This window comes from Pantoea sp. V106_11 (assembly GCF_029967885.1).
Lineage (GTDB): Bacteria > Pseudomonadota > Gammaproteobacteria > Enterobacterales > Enterobacteriaceae > Pantoea > Pantoea ananatis.
This window is the reverse complement of the sequence record NZ_JASCAK010000023.1, coordinates 179,714-197,076: the sequence shown is the minus strand read 5'-3', so window position 1 is coordinate 197,076 and position 17,363 is coordinate 179,714. Positions and strand designations below refer to the sequence as shown.

The 17,363-nt window shown below is 52.9% G+C and carries 8 protein-coding genes and 1 pseudogene; 6 read left to right on the top strand and 3 right to left on the bottom strand.

Annotated features, from left to right (window positions below):
* The 4 genes and pseudogenes from zwf to QLG08_RS06885 all read left to right on the top strand — a co-directional run bounded on the left by zwf (nucleotide 1) and on the right by QLG08_RS06885 (nucleotide 3,206).
* Nucleotides 1–1,371, top strand: coding sequence for a glucose-6-phosphate dehydrogenase (gene zwf, locus QLG08_RS06900; protein WP_272847686.1), 1,371 nt, complete (start codon nucleotides 1–3; stop codon nucleotides 1,369–1,371).
* 18 nt (nucleotides 1,372–1,389) lie between these two features.
* Nucleotides 1,390–2,085 (top strand): ROK family protein, encoded by a 696-nt coding sequence (locus QLG08_RS06895; RefSeq protein WP_210452088.1) that lies wholly within the window; start codon nucleotides 1,390–1,392, stop codon nucleotides 2,083–2,085.
* 414 nt (nucleotides 2,086–2,499) lie between these two features.
* Entirely contained in the window at nucleotides 2,500–2,718 is a 219-nt protein-coding gene (locus QLG08_RS06890) for a hypothetical protein (RefSeq protein ID WP_014604621.1), read from the top strand.
* A gap of 14 nt (nucleotides 2,719–2,732) precedes the next feature.
* A pseudogene (locus tag QLG08_RS06885) lies at nucleotides 2,733–3,206 on the top strand (DMT family transporter).
* A 529-nt stretch (nucleotides 3,207–3,735) separates the two neighbouring features.
* On the opposite strand, the gene QLG08_RS06880 reads toward QLG08_RS06885, so the two are convergent.
* Both QLG08_RS06880 and QLG08_RS06875 read right to left on the bottom strand, forming a co-directional pair.
* Nucleotides 3,736–4,227: a GNAT family N-acetyltransferase gene (locus QLG08_RS06880; RefSeq protein WP_105083254.1), complete on the bottom strand. Its 492-nt coding sequence runs from the start codon at nucleotides 4,225–4,227 to the stop codon at nucleotides 3,736–3,738.
* Nucleotides 4,228–4,402: 175 nt separating this feature from the next.
* Nucleotides 4,403–4,918, bottom strand: a complete 516-nt coding sequence (locus QLG08_RS06875) for a GNAT family N-acetyltransferase (RefSeq protein WP_019105832.1) — start codon at nucleotides 4,916–4,918, stop codon at nucleotides 4,403–4,405.
* 570 nt (nucleotides 4,919–5,488) lie between these two features.
* On the opposite strand from QLG08_RS06875, the gene lldD reads away from it, so the two are divergent.
* Both lldD and QLG08_RS06865 read left to right on the top strand, forming a co-directional pair.
* The gene (gene lldD, locus QLG08_RS06870; protein ID WP_110021572.1) at nucleotides 5,489–6,652 is read left to right on the top strand and encodes an FMN-dependent L-lactate dehydrogenase LldD; all 1,164 of its coding nucleotides are present in this window, start codon (nucleotides 5,489–5,491) and stop codon (nucleotides 6,650–6,652) included.
* 648 nt (nucleotides 6,653–7,300) lie between these two features.
* Nucleotides 7,301–8,605: an Nramp family divalent metal transporter gene (locus QLG08_RS06865; protein WP_210454168.1), complete on the top strand. Its 1,305-nt coding sequence runs from the start codon at nucleotides 7,301–7,303 to the stop codon at nucleotides 8,603–8,605.
* A 121-nt stretch (nucleotides 8,606–8,726) separates the two neighbouring features.
* On the opposite strand, the gene QLG08_RS06860 is transcribed toward QLG08_RS06865, so the two are convergent.
* Nucleotides 8,727–17,309, bottom strand: a complete 8,583-nt coding sequence (locus tag QLG08_RS06860) for a glycoside hydrolase family 94 protein (RefSeq protein WP_282472865.1) — start codon at nucleotides 17,307–17,309, stop codon at nucleotides 8,727–8,729.
* Nucleotides 17,310–17,363: the final 54 nt, after the last annotated feature.

Below are 17,363 nucleotides of genomic sequence, written 5' to 3'. Positions count from 1 at the left end.
ATGGCGCAGCAACGATCAGATGTGCTGGTAGTGTTCGGTGTCACCGGCGATCTTGCCTACAAGATGATCTTCCCTTCTCTCTATGCAATGGTGAAGCGTAAAACGCTTAGTACGCCCATTATCGGTGTTGCATTTGAAGACTGGACGCGTGACCAGTTGATCGCGCGTGCAAAAGAGGCAGTTGAAAAACATGTCGATGTGGTCGATCAGGCGGTCTTTGCCGCACTGGCGGACAGGCTTTCCTACGTTTCAGGCGATTATCGATCTCAGTCAACATTCGACGGGCTGCGCGAGGCGCTTGCCGGTCATCATAACCCGCTCTACTACCTTGCCATTCCCCCCTCCCTGTTCGAAACGGTTGCGGGGGGGCTGGCAGAGGCCGGTATCGCGAAAAACGCCCGACTTATGGTGGAAAAGCCGTTTGGCCGCGATCTCGCTTCGGCAAAGCAGCTGAACGAGGTGCTGCACAAGGTTTTCGATGAGGACGCGATTTTCCGCATCGACCACTTTCTGGGCAAGGAGGCTATCCAGAACCTCCTCTACTTTCGCTTTGCGAACAGCTTCCTTGAACCCATATGGAATCGTGAACATATCGAAAGCGTTCAGATCACCATGGCTGAGGACTTCGGCATCAAGGGACGCGGCAAATTCTATGACGAAGTTGGCTGCATCCGTGATGTGATCCAGAATCACCTGGTTAATGTGCTTCTGTTACTTGCCATGGAACCACCCTCTTCCGGCGCATCCGACGATCTGGTTGATGAGAAAGTCCAGGTGTTAAAGGCCATGCCGCCTCTGTCAGACGATGACGTGGTTCGGGGTCAGTTTGAAGGCTATACCGATGAACCGGGTGTCGCCGCGTCTTCTCTGACGGAGACCTTTGCTGCGGTTCGCTTTCAGATTACAACATGGCGCTGGAGTGGCGTTCCCTTCTATATCCGTGCTGGGAAAAATTTACCCGCGCATGCCACGGAAGTGGTTGTGCGCTTCAGGCGACCGCCGGTTACCCTTTTCGATGAAATTACCGACGAGCCCGCCAACTATATTCGCTTTCGCCTCGGCCCAGATATTACGATCGGCATTGGCGCGAGACGCAAGGCGTCCGGCGAAAAGATGCGGGGTGAAGCGGTCGAACTCACCGCGCTGGACGATGGTCTGGGCGATATGGCGCCCTACGAGCGGCTGATTGGCGATGCCATGGCGGGCGATCGTCAGCTTTTCACCAGGCAGGATGCAGCAGAGCTGGCCTGGAAAATCGTCGAACCTATACTGAAGGATAAAACCGTTCCACCTGCCTACAAACCAGGAACCTGGGGGCCTGCCGCTATGGCGGACTTTATGCCCCCCGGCGGCTGGGTCGATCCCGTTTGAGCCTATGGAGAATTACCAATGACGCGGCAAACTAAAAAAAAGAAAGATCATGTTGTTTTGTCCATCGACATCGGCGGAAGCCATGTGAAGATCCTCTCCAGCACTGGCGGGATAAAAAAGAAGGCAGATAGTGGAAAAAACATGTCGGCCGCAGACATGGTTGCCGCGGTTAAGACCCTGGCGGAAGGCATGTCCTATGATGTGATTGCGATGGGATTTCCGGGTCCCGTCGCGGACAATAAACCCATTCGGGAGCCCGCCAACCTCGGTGAGGGCTGGGTGGGGTTTGACTATGCAGGCGCATTTGGCTGCCCTGTTCGTATCGTCAACGACGCCCTGATGCAGGCGCTGGGTTCCTATCAGGGCGGACGCATGCTGTTCCTCGGTCTTGGCACGGGACTAGGGGCTGCGATGATCATCGAAAACGTCGCTCAGCCCATGGAGATCGCTCACTTACCTTATCGCAAAGGCAATAGCTACGAACACTACGTAGGTGAAGCCTACCGGGTAAAAAAGGGGAACAAAAAATGGCAGGCGCGGGTTTTTGACGTGGTGGAAATGCTGACCACCGCGTTGCAGCCTGACTACGTGGTTTTAGGCGGAGGAAACGTAGATGAACTTGACTCACTCCCGCCAAAGTGCCGGAAAGGCGACAACACACTGGCATTCGAGGGGGGATTTCGTCTCTGGAACGATCCGAGCTTAATTACTTGATTTCAAAGTGTTGATTCGATGGGAAATATTTTCCTGAATCACGAATAGCCTTTTTTCTGGCGGAGCAGCAGCAACCATCATGGTTCAGCCCGCCTGAAAAAAATGCCCCCATCCTCCTCCACAGACGCGCATTTTATCTACACAACAGAAGCAAAAAAGCGAGGGCGCTATGCGCGCCATAACTCCATCATGCGTTCCCCCTTGCCAAACCCTTATAGACATGGGGATTCGTATTGAGCGGGAGCCAAACCCAAACGTCATTGTCAGGCTCATCACCCGGCTTCATCACGCCCTGATGACATCTCCCGAGCTCATTGACAGACCAGGTGTGCGCCGGAAAACGTCGGAGACCTGCGCCAGCGCTATCCTTTCAGCGGCCTCCTTAGCCCTGAAACCGGCAAGGTGTTTGAATTTATGTTCGACGGGATCAATACCTTTACACCCCGCCATCTGGTGTTTTTTACCTCCGACCTCCATTCTGCATTTCAGACGGCGTTAGCCGGGAAAGCGGGTGTGGACAGTGAACGCCTTCGCGCAGCCATTGATGAATCACGTGAATACCTTTTTTCGGCAGCAGGGTATGAGCCAGACATCTTTGCGGAAAAATTCCTGCCGCTGGTGCAGGCAAACTAACTGAGATGAACAGCATGAGCGCGATTTATTACGTACTGGCTTTTGCAGCAGGTCTGGGTATTACCCTGCAGACAACATTGAACAGTCAGCTTGCAAAAGGGCTCGGGGGCGACCCGGTCACCGCCGCGTTATTTTCCTTCACGGCCTCGGCGTTGAGCCTCGGCGTTTACTCTCTGCTACGTGGAGGGGTTTTCACCGCCCTTGCTGCCATCCCTTCACAGCCTCTGTGGAGTCTGATGGGCGGAAAGATCGGTGCCTGTGCGTTATTCAGCTATGTGGTACTTGCACCAAAAATCGGTTTTTCAGCCCCGCTCGGGTTGGCGATTGTCGGACAGTTGCTCTCATCACAGGTGATCGACCATTTTGGTCTGCTGGGCGCTATATGACGGCCGGTTTCGCTCATGAAGATGGGCGGCGTGTTGGTCATGCTGACCGGGCTCGGCATCATGCTTTTTGGCGACCGGCATACCGAGCATTTTCTGTATTAACCAAGCGACACTGCTGGTTAGGGACGTATGTCCAGTCGCAGACGTAACTGACCTTCGGTTCGTTCACCCTCGCAACTTTTATCCTCCTGGAGAAATAACATATTTTCAGTAGCAGCCCATGTCAGCAATTTGCTGGGCGAGTGCCCCTCTGGTCCCAAAGAACACGCGACAGATATTGATGCTTGCCTTTCTGGAAGGGACCGGCGAAGTCATGCGCTGGCCTCTGCCTGAACGCCTCGGATGGATTGTCCACAACTGATTTATATGTTGCGCTCTCAAGGGGGCTGAATCTGTTACGATCTTCTTAGGTCGTGATGAGTTCTCACTATAATAACTCACCATAGACTGCCCCTAAACGATCGTACCTTAGTGTTTATAAGGTCCGCTCCTGGCACAAAGCGGACAGGCTGACTGAGCTGGAGGTCCGCTATGAGCGAGAGGCGGAAGTCAACATGATGAAGACCGGCAATTCTGCCAAATTAAAATAACGTCCCGGCCATGAAGTGCAGCTTCTAAGCCGGGATAGGCTTTAGGGATGTGTGTTGTGCATAGCAAACGCAGCTAAACGCTGATGATCCAATCGAAAATACTGCTTTTCTTTGATGAAAGAAGCCCCAAGGGACAAGTAAAATTCGGCAGCTTTCGGGTTGGTGGTTTCAGCGGTCCAGTCAAATCGCGTGCAGCCATGTTCAACGGCGAAAGCCGCAATAAATCGCATAAGTGATTTACCGACTCCCTGACCTCTAACCGCCGCTGAAGTGAAAAGATCTTTCATATATGCCTGACCGGAGCACTTTGGAGCAGGAAACATCAGTGTGAACGTTGCAAATCCGACAAGGACTCCGTTTTTCCATGCTCCTACGACACTTACTCCGGAATAGACGGAAAAAAACCTGTGGGTCAGATAAGAGAGCATTTCTTCATAGCTGGCCGCTTCACTCCCGAAATAATAAGAATCCATCTCGACAAAAATCTTTGCCAGATCGGGAATGTCAGAATCTCCACAGATATCGATTCTCATACGTATCCTTTTATTGTATGCACGAAACCCAAATTTAGCATAAGAATGCGGTCATGATGACCTGCTACCCGCTAATCAACTGGTTGGTAATGTCCGCTTCTGGCACAGAGCGGACACGGCATCAATATTACGCAGTTGCCTCTGCCTTGCAGGCAAGCCAAATCAGTGCGAGAGACTAACCGGTACAGCCTCCAGACGGTGCCAAACTGCCGGAAGCCAGTTTACTCAGGAGGTCACCATGGAGATAATAATTCACAATATCGCCATTTATTCTGCCCCCTAAAGATTGATAAAAACGGTTTGCTCCGGCGTTTGATTTCTCGGCATTCCAGCTAAGGCTACGACACTCATGCTCAAGAGCGAGTTTTGCCATAAAGCGCATTATGGATTCCCCAGTGCCTTTACCTCTCTCACTCCGTGAAACATACAGCTCTTTGATGTGTAACTCTCCACTGTACCGGGGCGAAGGATAGAGAATGCTGCAACACGCCAGCCCAACGATATTTGCATCGCGGCGAGCCCTGAGCACCTGAGTACCGGAGAGCTGACTGAAGAGTCGATTGCGGAGATAATTCTTCAACAGTGTTTTCTGAATGATGCCCTTACCATAGTAGTGCTCTTCCATCTCGGTAAAAATTTTCACCATGGATTCCCATTCATCTGGCGGACACATTTCTACCGTTACTTCCATGTTTACTCCCTATAAATGACAAAACGCCATAGCTGAGCCGGGGTTTAGCACAACTACAGTCCACAACCATTCCGCCGGTTTCTGAGTAAGTATCCCCGACACATCAGAAGCGTCGTTTCGATTGTGTCTGAAAGAGAACGATCCGGTCAATCCTGCGCTGGTCTGATGTTGGCACGTTCAATTAAACAATTTAGATATGTCTGCTATGAGCGAACAGCGGACGTCAAAATGATAGAGACATGGAAGTTCTGACATAATGAACATAACAACCCTTTCGAACACCATATGTCCTCCCTGATGCTGTAGTAGCGCCCGGAATGTAATCAAATCCCACCCTTAATGTTGGGTGTTGCACTCTCGGACGAGAAGCTCTTCCCCGTAAGCACTGATAAATTCATTGAATACGTCTTCTTATATATCGCCGGAAAAATAATCAGCTTCAAACTCAAGCCATTCCTAAAAGGAATGATTTCGGTTCTAAAAATTCATTTCTGCAATGGCTTTATGAAGCATATAGTTTTTCTGTATTCAGACCGTCTACCTGATTCTATTAAATAAGGAAAAGATAAAATGATAGTTTCATCGCCCGCTGATTATCGTGAAGCTGCACGTATGCGCATCCCAAGATTTCTCTTTGATTACATAGATGGTGGGGCTGTGGCAGAAAATACAATGAATGCCAATGCTTACGAACTGTCATCCGTAGCTCTTCGCCAGCGGGTTCTTTGTGGAGTCGGTGAAACTAATCTTTCCACCAAAGTACTTGGGTCATCATGGTCCTTACCCATAGCATTGGGTCCTGTTGGAGCTACTGGCATGTATGCCCGTCGTGGGGAAGTCAAGGCAGCTCGGGCTGCATCTAAAACAGGTATTCCCTATACGCTTTCTACCGTATCAGTTTGTTCTATTGAAGAAGTTGCGAGCCATGCATCTGGAGAACTCTGGTCGCAGCTTTATGTGCTTAAGGATCGCGGATACATGCGCAATGCGCTTGAGCGTTCGTGGGCCGCAGGTATGAAGACTCTCGTGTTTACTGTAGATATGCCCATACCTGGCTCCAGATACCGTGACAAACGTTCCGGAATGTCTGGACCGATGTCGACGCTTAGGCAATATGTACAGGCGTGCATTCACCCTCAATGGGCTCTGGATGTCGGGCTGAGAGGCCGTCCTCTATCCTTTGGTAATATTGAGGCTTATACCAGACATAAGATGAAGATGGCAGACTATATGGGATTCATCAGCAGCAATTTTGATCCATCTATCACCTGGAAAGATCTGGAGTGGATTCGCGAAAGCTGGCAAGGGAACCTAATCATTAAGGGAATTCTCGAACCTGAGGATGCACGAAATGCAGTAAGGCTTGGCGCTGATGGTATTGTCGTTTCTAATCACGGCGGAAGGCAGTTGGATGGCGCAGTTCCAACAGCAAGAGCTCTGCCTCGTGTGGCAGATGCCGTTGGAGACGATCTCACCGTATTAGTGGACTCTGGTATTCGGTCTGGCGTTGACGTTATCCGCATGCTTGCTCTTGGGGCGAAAGGAGTTTTACTGGGGCGCGCGTACATTTATGCTCTTGCCGCAGCCGGAGAAGAAGGAGTAGAACATTTACTACGGCTGTATGCTGAAGATATGAAAGTGACAATGACACTGACAGGTGCAACGTCTCCTTCAGACATAAACTCGGGATGTCTTGACCGCTTAGAGAAAGAATTACTTACGTTACAAAGATGACCTTTTGAGCTGTACTCTCTTCAGGCTGATAACGGGCGAGGTGGCGCTGTTTAGATACCTCGAATTATATAGCAACAGAATACCGAAGTTGATTCTACGCTAACAAAAAGCCCGGCCTCATAAGTGAGCGCAGTGCTTATAAGCTAAATCGGGGCCAGCGCCTCTTGTCAAGCTGGCTGACCTGCTCCCGGCAAACTAACATAGCACGATCTAAGTAAGTTCCGCTTCTGGCACAAAGCGGACTTTGCTCAAGCTGTGTCAAATAACGGGGAGCAGGTCACTTTTCGGGCCATTTTCTAAAGATTTTGTTCTTCCAGCCATCTTCCTGAGAACCCTGCGTTTTTTCCCCCGTTGGCAACACAATTGTTGTTAGCTGCTTTCGCTTATGGCACTAAGCAGACGAGTTTACTAAGCGCAGTGCCCACTATGAAAAAAAGCGAACATTCCCCTTTGATTCTTCCCAGTATTGCTCGCGTTGGTGTGGTACTTAAGTACTTAACTGAAACAAGTCGTTCACCTTTCCCTTACATTCAGATACAAAATAGCACTAATTTCATCATGAAATTAGCTTCCGCTATGAAGTATAGCAAGTGCTATGATTTGGTTCTTAAATTAGTCTAAAAATACAAAACAGGGGTAAGTAACGTTATGTCCGGATCCACTCGGTCTTCAACCTTAACTGAACGAACCAATCGTTCGATTGCAGAAGTATTATCCGGTCGTCAACGCCGTTTAATGACGCCGTTACTTTTTGCCGGACCTGCGGTTATTGCGTCTATCGCTTATATGGATCCAGGAAACTTTGCGACAAATATTCAGGCAGGAGCAAAGTATGGTTACACCCTTCTTTGGGTGGTCGTGATGGCCAACATTATCGCCATGCTTTTCCAGGCTCTGTCGGCGAAACTCGGTATCGTCACTAATAAAAATTTAGCTGAAATGTGCCGTGACCAGTTTTCTTCACCCGTGGTATGGGGCATGTGGGTTGTCAGCGAAATTGCTGCAATGGCAACCGATCTGGCTGAGTTTCTTGGCGGTGCGCTGGCGCTATCAATCCTGTTTCATCTCCCCTTACTGGTAGGAATGGGCATTACCGCGCTGATCACTTACACATTGTTGCTGGTTGAAAAACGCGGGTTCAGGCCGTTAGAACTGATGATTGGTGGACTGGTTGCCGTCATTGCGCTGTGTTACCTGATCGAGATGTTTATTGCCCCAGTCAACTGGACTGCAGCAGGTCTTGGCATGGTCATTCCGAAGCTGCCTGATGCCCAGGCGTTAACCATTTCAGTAGGAATTATCGGGGCAACGGTGATGCCGCATGCTATTTATCTTCACTCAGGGTTAACGCAGAGCCGCACTCCAGCAAAAAATTCAAGTGAACGCCGCAAATTACTGTCTTTCTCAAATATTGAGGTTGTGATTGCACTGAGTATTGCAGGACTGGTCAATATTGCGATGGTTATCATGGCTTCGAGTGCATTCCATGCTGGACACAGTGATGTTGCTGAAATTGAGACGGCCTATCACACGCTGACACCTTTACTGGGGGTTAGTGCTGCAGGCGTATTCTTGTTGTCTCTGATTGCGTCGGGCATTTCAAGTTCAGTGGTTGGAACTCTGGCGGGTCAGATGATTATGCAGGGATTTGTGGGGTTCTACATTCCTGTTTGGTTACGCCGTCTGGTAACCATGATCCCCGCATTTGTCGTGGTTTCAATGGGAGTTAATGCAACAGATGCCCTGGTTTACAGTCAGGTTGTCCTGAGTCTGGCTTTGCCAGCGCCCATGATAGCGCTGGTAATGTTTACTCGCCGCCGCGACATTATGGGAGAGTTTGTAAATAATAAACTTACAGTAATATTATCGGTAATTGGCACAGTGATTATCGTGACGCTAAATATTATTCTTCTTTTGCAGGTTTTTGGCGTCAATATATCAGGGTTAGCCTGATGTCTGGGAGAAACTATGCGGCTTCTTTGGGAGATTTTTTGGGGGCGGGCGCTTTGCCTGCACCCAAATAACCACAGTAACGCTGAATTATCAATGTCTGCTCCTGGCACAGAGCGGACGGTCAGCGCTGAATAATATCGACATTGTGATTTTGTCCATCATCCCGCAAAGGAATGCGGTCATCCGGCAGGAGCGTGCCATCCATAGTCACTCGAGGTTCACCGTCGTGACGAGAAATCCTAATGTAATACTGACTGCGCCCGTGTTGATAGGACAGGCTGATCGAAGGCCAGTCATCAGGTAAGTGAGTGCGAATAACCAGCGTCTCTCCGTGCCGTTTTATTCCGAGTAACTCTTCAGTCACCAGACGGTAGGCCCAGCCTGCGGAACCGGTGTACCAGCTCCACCCGGCACGGCCTGTATGAGGTGCAACGCTGTATACATCTGCACTCATCACATAGGGCTCCGCCTTGTAGATGTTAACGCCTTCAGTCTGCAGCGTGTGGTTTACCGGATTGATCATTGACCATAGTTGCCACGCTCGCGCTTTTTGTCCCATCCGGGCAAACGCCATGACCGCCCAGATGGCGCCATGCGTGTACTGCCCGCCGTTTTCCCTCACACCCGGAAGATAACCCTGTATGTAACCGGGATTAGGACCATGACCATCAAACGGTGGCGTTAGCAACTTGATCAATCCTGCATCGTTATCCACCAGATAGCTGTCGAGTGACTGCATAGCCTGCGCACTGCGCACTGGATCAGCTGCGCCGGACAAAACGGACCAGCTTTGTGCAATCGCATCGATCCAGCACGCCTGCGATTCTCTTGTCCCCAGCGGCGTACCATCGTCAAAGTAGCCGCGGAGATACCATGCACCATCCCAGGCGTAAGATTCGAGATTTTTTTGCAGGCTCAGCGCTTCTGAATAGCACAATGCTGCCACGCGTTCATCCTGGCGCTGTTCAGCCAGCGCCGCAAAGCGTTGCAAAATATCGTAGAGGAAAAAGCCGAGCCAGACGCTTTCACCTTTGCCTTCAATACCGACCAGATTCATCCCGTCATTCCAGTCACCTGCCCCCATTAGCGGCAGGCCGTGCTGGCCGAAGTTTAGCCCCCGCTCAATCGCTTTTACGCAGTGCTGCCACAACGTCTCTTCGAGGTGGCTGATAACCGGCGTATCATAAACTGATTCTTCGCCGGGCTTGAGCGGACGCCCTTCAAGATAGGGAATCTGCTGCGCCAGCACGCCAGTATCTCCCGTTGTATCCACATAGTGACAAACCGCAAGCGGAAGCCACAGGTAGTCATCCGAACAGCGGGTTCGCACGCCATTACCCTGCGGAGGATGCCACCAGTGTTGCACATCCCCCTCAATAAACTGCCGTGAGGCACACAGCAGGATCTGGCTGCGCAGTCGCTCCGGTGCAACGTGGCTCAGCGCCAGCGTATCCTGCAACTGATCGCGGAAACCAAATGCCCCACCGGACTGATAGTAGCCGCTGCGCGCCATGATGCGACAGGCTAATGTCTGGTACAGCAGCCAGCCGTTTACCAGCAAATCAACGCTGCTGTCGGGCGTCTGCACAACGACCTTATCAAGCACGTTGTGCCAGAAATGGTGAACCTGATTCAGCGCCTGACGCGCATTTTCCTCATGCAGAAAACGGGCAAGCGTTTCCTGTGCCTGTGCCGGGTTATCGGCCACGCCGAGGACAAAAACATAGGTTTTCTGGTCACCGTCAATAAGGGAGGTTGTCGACTGTAGCGCGGCACAGGGATCAAGCCCGGCTCCCGTTTTACCCGAGAGTCTGCGAAGCGTCATGGCGGCCGGGGCGCGCAGTGAACCATTACGCCCGATAAACTCGCGGCGGTCGCCCGTTACCGTACTCAGAGGATCGTTAACGGCGAAAAAGGCGGTGCGTTCCCCGCCATTAGCACCGTAGAAGTTATTGGCCATGACCGCACTTCCCCCCGCGAGGCCGGGCGAATGCGTGATGATATGCGCAGCAGAGTGGTTGCGCGTTGCCCCAAGTGTCCATTCCACGTAGCCGGTGACAGACAATTTGCGTGTACGGCCCGAATGGTTGCTGAGCTTCAGTATTGCAAGCTTAACCGGCGCCTGTTCGTCCACCAGGACTGTCAGTTCGCTGTCCAGTCCATTTTCACGGTGGGCAAACACGCTGTAACCAAAACCGTGGCGGGTAAGATAATCGCCCTGACCGCGCACGGGCAGGGTCATGGGTGACCAGCATGCGCCGCTTTCTTCATCACGCAGATAGAATGCCTCCCCGCTACGATCGCTTACCGGATCGTTTTCCCACGGCGTTAAGCGATATTCGTGCGCATTTTCGAACCAGCTGTAGGCCTGGCCTGCTTCAGAAATCACGCTGCCAAAGTTCTCGTTTGCCAGCACGTTTGACCAGGGCGCTGGCGTCGGTTGGTTTTCTCTCAGCAGGATCTGATACTCGCGACCATCCTGAGAAAAGCCACCGTATCCATTGAAATGGCGCAACAGGTGAGTTTCCGGTATCCAGTCGGCGTGATGATTGCTCTCTGACGTCACCGAGGGCACAAAAGGCCTGACGCGTTTTTTTGTTGCGTGAATACGCTGGTTAAGTTGTTCATTGATGCCGTCAGCGCGATCGTCCAGGCTCAGACAGGCCACGCTCATCAGCAACTGCTTGTCTTCGGCAGACAAATGTTCACCGTTACGGACAAAAATCCCCCCGGGTTTATCTAACAAGCTGGCTTCAGAACCGGCATAGATTAAATCCATAATCTGCGTCTGCAGCGCCTGCTGGTAGCCACCTGGACTGTTATTAAGAATCACCAGATCCACCTCCAGCCCTTTCAGTCTCCAGTAGCGATGTGCCTGAATCAGCGTGGTGACAGAAGCAATTTTTTCCTCGCTGGTCAGGCTGATCAGCACAATCGGCAAATCACCTGAGATCCCCCAACCCCACAGGCCCGACTGACCACGTCGGTTTCGGCTGATGGCCTGTTCGTCACCGCGCAGTTCCTGACAGGGATAAAGTACCGCGCTGGCGAGGCGGTTGAACAAAGTTGCGTCATCTTCGCTGGCATTCATCTGCCGTAACACAACCAGACTGTGGGACCAGGCCAGTTCAAACACGCGATCGGCGATAGGATGATCGCGGTATTTTTCCATCAGCGCGAGGCTTTGCTGACGGTTTTCGCTGACGCCAAAAACGATATCAATGGTCACCGGCTGTCCGGGCTGGAGCGTAATCGCGTGGCGTATCGACAGTATCGGATCCAGCACGGCGCCGGACGTGTTGCTGAGCGGTCCGTTCATGCTGACCGCCTGGGCATCAGCCGGGCTTTTACCCCTGCCGATGAATCCCGCTCTGTCGGTGTCGAATGAAACGTTCTCTGAACAATCGCCATGCACCACCATCATATGAAACAGATACGGGCTCTGTTCATCCGGCGAGCGTGCACGCCGGTGGCACAAAATGGCATCATGCCTGGGATCGGCTTCCGTCTGAATAAACAGGTTGCTGAACGCCGGGTGCGCCTGATCGCTGATGTCCGAGGCAAGCACCACTTCAGCATAGGTCGTCAGCTCGAGTGTTCGTGGGCTTCGGCCTCGATGCATCAGGGTGACACGACGCAGTTCGATGTCATCTTCCGGTGAGACCACAACCCGGGTTTTCACGCTGAGCGAGCCGAGCACGCGCCTGAACTCGGCCCCCGCATCGGTAAAGATGATTTCATCGCTGATGTCCGCACTGGCCCCCAGAGGGTGACAGGTATTGCTCCACACCTCGTCAGTGAGCGGATCCCGGATATAGCAGAACGTTCCCCAGTTATCACGGGTGCTGTCGCTGCGCCAGCGTGTCAATGCGATGTTGTTCCAGCGACTGTATCCCCCACCGCCTGGCGTTATCATTAGATGGTAATGCCCGTTGGACAATAATTGTATCTCGGGGGTCGGCGTATCCGCATGCGTGAAGATTCGCGGTTCATAGCGCACAGGCTTAATTCTTCCCTCATGAGATTCAAAATGACGACGCGGGCTGTAGAGTTCAACCTCATCGGGTACGCGCTCCTGTAACAGCAGGCTGGCCGATCTGAACGCCGGACTCGACATGAATCGCCCGGCCATAGGGGCATCAAGCAGCAGATGCCCCAGCGCCTGGAAAGCCATGCCCTGATGGTGCGCCATCCAGGATTGAACAACCAGGAAAAGCTGCCCGGTTGCCAGTCGCGATGGCGTATAGTCCAACGCTTCATAAAAACCATATTCGCCGCGCGCGCCGTTTTCCTGCAGCCTGAGCAGATTGTCGCAGGCCTTTTGCGGTGAAACCAACAGCGCCAGCAGCGTGGCATAAGGGGCCACCACCATATCGTCGGCGAGTCCGCGCCGGAGACCAAGGCCGGGTACGCCAAATGCCTGATACTGATAATTATGTTGAACATCAAACGCATGGTAGCCAGACTCAGAGACGCCCCACGGCACGCCACGCTCTTTACCCCAGTTTATCTGCCTGATTACCGCAGATTTGCTCATATCATCCAGCAGACTGCCGTGCCAGGTTGGCATCACCAGATTCGGCATCAGATATTCAAACATTGAACCGCTCCAGGACATCAGGGCAGTTTCACGATCGATGGTGGTAAACAGTCGGCCAAGTGCATACCAGCTTTTAAGCGGCAGCTGATTCGTCGCAATAGCGACAAAACTGGTCAGGCGGATTTCTGAAGGCAAAAGATCGTAGTGGCTTTTATCCAGCGTGTTGGTATCGCAGTTGTAGCCCACACTTAGCATGCTGGTAGCCGTGTTATACAGAAACGTAAAATCCATTCGCGCATGGTCGGCGAGACGTTGTTCAAGTTCGCTGATAATCGCCAGTCGCCGCCGGGCCTGGGTCATAACGGCTGTCGGCGCGATAACCGCTTCAAGGGTGATTCCGCCAGCCAGCTCACTCAGCGTAGGCAGGGCCTGTGCATGATATGTCACCGGTAGCCAGCCAAGCAGCGTCGTCCATTCATCACAGAGCTGCTGCAGTTGACTGACCAGATGCGCCGTCCAGCGCACCACCACGCGGCTTTCCTCCTGAGACAGCCGGGCCAGTTCGTTGCCGTGCACCTGCATTTTTTTGAGTTCGCTTAACCACTGCCCTGAAGGTAACGATGCAGCATTAAGGCACTGCGTGCGCAGCACGCCCAGGCTGGCTGGCGCGTTATGGCCCCAATATTTTTCCAGCACATGCAGAGTATCATTCAGCCCCTCCAGTAGGCGTACGCCGTTGAAAACGGGCTGATGACGCATGGCTGACAGCCCTTCGCGCAGTGTCAGTAAGTGGCCGGCCATATTGCCGCTGTCAACGCTGGAAACATAACGCGGGCTGAGTGGCGCAAGCGTGCGGGTGTCATACCAGTTATACAAATGTCCCCGGTAATGCTCCATCTTATCCAGCGTGTCGAGCGTCTGCGTGATGCGCTGCAGGACATCCGCGCCAGAGAGATAACCGAAATCCCAGGCCGTAAGGTTCGCCAGCAAGGACAGTCCGATATTGGTGGGTGACGTGCGATGCGCGATTTTTGGCTCCGGGATTTCCTGATAATTGTCCGGGGGAAGCCAGTTTTCCTGCGCCGTCGCGAAGGTCTCGAAAAACGCCCAGATTTCTCTGCTGGTCTGACGCAGAAGTCGTTTCTGTTGCGGGTCAGGCAGAAACGCCTTACGCGCTGGCGGGCGGCTCAGTCCACTCAATAATAGCGGTGCCAGGCACCATGACAGGCTGATGATCAGGGCCAGGGTCAGCCATTGTGGCGCCAGTAACAGCGTCAGAAGCGTGAGTGCCGCACCACAAGCCACATTCAGCCACATTACCCGATAAAAACGAAAGGCAGAAAGTTGGGACTGAAGGCTGTCCGGACTGTGGCTTGACCATTGCGTCAGGTTGCGCTGGCTGATGCCAAGGCGCCAGAGCGTTACGGCGATCGCATACAGCGAATAGCCCGCCTCATGGGGCAATAAAATAAAATTGAGTCCAATCCGGGAAAGTCGCTTCAGTGCCCCCGCCGTAACCAGCACCAGATGTTGCCTCAGAGGACGACGATGCGGCTTGTTGGCAAGATCGATAAGGATACAGAGCACAGCAGGCAGCAGCCAGACCAGGGCCAGAACGCCCAGCCAGTATCCCGGATTCGGCACCCACAGCAGCGCGCTAAACTGCAGCACCAGTAATGCGGGGGCGACCAGGCTGCGGCGCAGGTTATCAAACAGCTTCCAGCGAGAGAGCGCTGACAATGGGTTTTTATCCCGCGTCCCATCCGCTTTTCGGACCCGCAGCTTAAGCCAGTTAAGCAGTTGCCAGTCGCCACGGATCCAGCGCGTACGGCGTGCGACGTCGGACAGATAGTTGTTCGGGTACTGCTCGTAGAGTAAGACCTCGCTCAGCAGCCCGGCGCGGGCATAGCATCCTTCCAGAAGATCGTGACTGAGCACCAGATTTTCCGGGCAGGTGTTGGCCGTGGCCTGGACAAAAATATCCACGTCGTAAATTCCCTTGCCGACGAAGGAGCCTTCTTCAAACAGATCCTGATAGATATCTGAAGACATCATGGAATAAGGGTTATTACCCGGTACGCTGCTGCGCATCGCGGCATAGCGGCCCTGACCGTTACGCGGCATCTCTTCTGCCAGCCCCGGTTGTAAAATACCGTATCCTTTGACGACCCGCTGACATCGCGGATCGTATTCCGGCTTGTTCAACGGATGCGCCATCGTTGCGACCAGCTTATGCGCGGTATCACGTGGCAGGAGCGTGTCGCTGTCCAGCGTGATGACATACTTAATCTGTCTGGGTAAGCGGTTCGCGGGCATGCCCGCAACGCTGGAAAATTGCGTGTCTGGATGACGTAACCAGCTGTTCAGCAACGCCAGCTTGCCCCGTTTGCGTTCATAACCCATCCAGATCCCCTGCGATGCATTCCATTCAGGCGAGCGGTGGAGCAAATAAAAGCGCTGATGGCGGCAAGGATAGCGCAGGTTAAGCCGGTGCATTTCTGACATCGCCTGACTAAACAGTGCGCGTTGTTCATCCGTACTTTCAGTCGCCGCGTCAGCAAAATCGGTAAGAAGCGCGAAACAGAGGTTATCGTCCTGGTTGCCAAGCCAGCACACTTCAAGGCTTGTGAGGAGCGTGCTGAAGCCGGCGTGACTCGTCAGCATGCAGGGGATCGCCACCAGCGTGGAGGATGTCACCGGAATCCCGTCAGAAAAGTCCATTCGTGGCAGCGGTCGGGGAGTCCGAAAGCGGGTCGTCGCTTCACTGAGTATATCGCTGACCAACTGACTCAACGCCACAATCAAAGGTAAAGCCAGTAGTAACAACCACCAGGCCATACCCAGACTCGCTGTGTCATACAATATTGCGGCGGTGGCCGCCGTGGTTAACAGGCTCATGCTCCCAAGCCAGGATAACAGAGGATATCTGTTGAGACTGTGCCGCAAGCGTTTGAGGCCAGAGCTCGCCACCGACAAATGGTGATCTAACTGACGCCGCCCTTCTCCCATCAGATAATATCCAATGTGATGAGAGGGCATGCCCGGTTGGGTTGATGCTGACAACGCCAGTATGCGGCTTGCCACGTCGGGCTCACTGAGCTGACTTTCCCGGGCCAGAATCTCAATCACATGGCGATAATGATCGCGGGTATCAAAATGCATACAGGAATATATGCCCGCCGGATCGCGACGTAACGTCTGCTCAACCACACTAATGTTCTCGGCGAAATCAGCCCAGTTGGTTTCATTGAGCAGGCGTAACCCGGCAATACTGTTGCTGACGGAAAGTTGACTGGCCGCAAGCTGTTGGTTGAAGCGATGGATCAGTAACTCGGTTGTGAGGCCTTGCTCGGCAAGGCGTTGTTCTACCCAGCCCAAGGGTAATGCCAGCGCATTCCCCTGCCCGTGCAGACGACGAACCATTTCCGCGACAAAGGCACTGCTCAGTGGCGGCCGGGAACGCGCCATGTCGGCGATCACCAGAATGAGGTCAGCTGGCGCATGTTCGGCGCAGTCGGTCATCCGCGTTATCCAGCTGTCAGCAAGGCTGCGTTCCTGCTGAGCCTGAACCACCTCAATACTGACCCGACGCAGATTTTCAATCAGCGCCAGTCGCAACATACCGGGCAACGCCCAGACTTCCCCTAACGTCAGCGGCGTGACCTGTTGGTAGGCGCCGATGTAGCTGGTCAGACTGGCGGTGTCCCAGCGTCCGTCACCATGCGCAACCGCCTCGGTAGCAATATCATAGATACGCGGACAAGGGTGCGGAGACGCGAGTGAAGGAAGACCTTTGCCAAAGCTGGTCGGCAAGTGCTGGCGGACGTTGCGAATTTGCTCCTCAATCAGGTAGTAGTTGTCCAGCAACCACTCCCCAGCGGGCATAATGCTGGTTTTTTTACCGGCGTTAAGCGTGTAACAGTTTTGTGTAATAACGGCTTCGTTATCACTTAATCGTTTTAGCAGGTAGTACGGCATCTTGTCCGGCGACAATTTATGCGTATGCGCCAGCTTTTGACCATAACGCTCAAGCTGAGGCGTTGAGAACAGCTCCGGGCGCGGAGTGTTTTCCCCCATAGGGTCATTGGAAGAAAACGATGCGCGCCCTGGCGCTTTTGTCATGATACGGGCGCGGCGAAACCATGCCCCAGGATTTATTTTCATAGTCTTGCTCTCATGCGACATTAACGCGCAGGAGCAGTTGAGAAATCAGTTCAG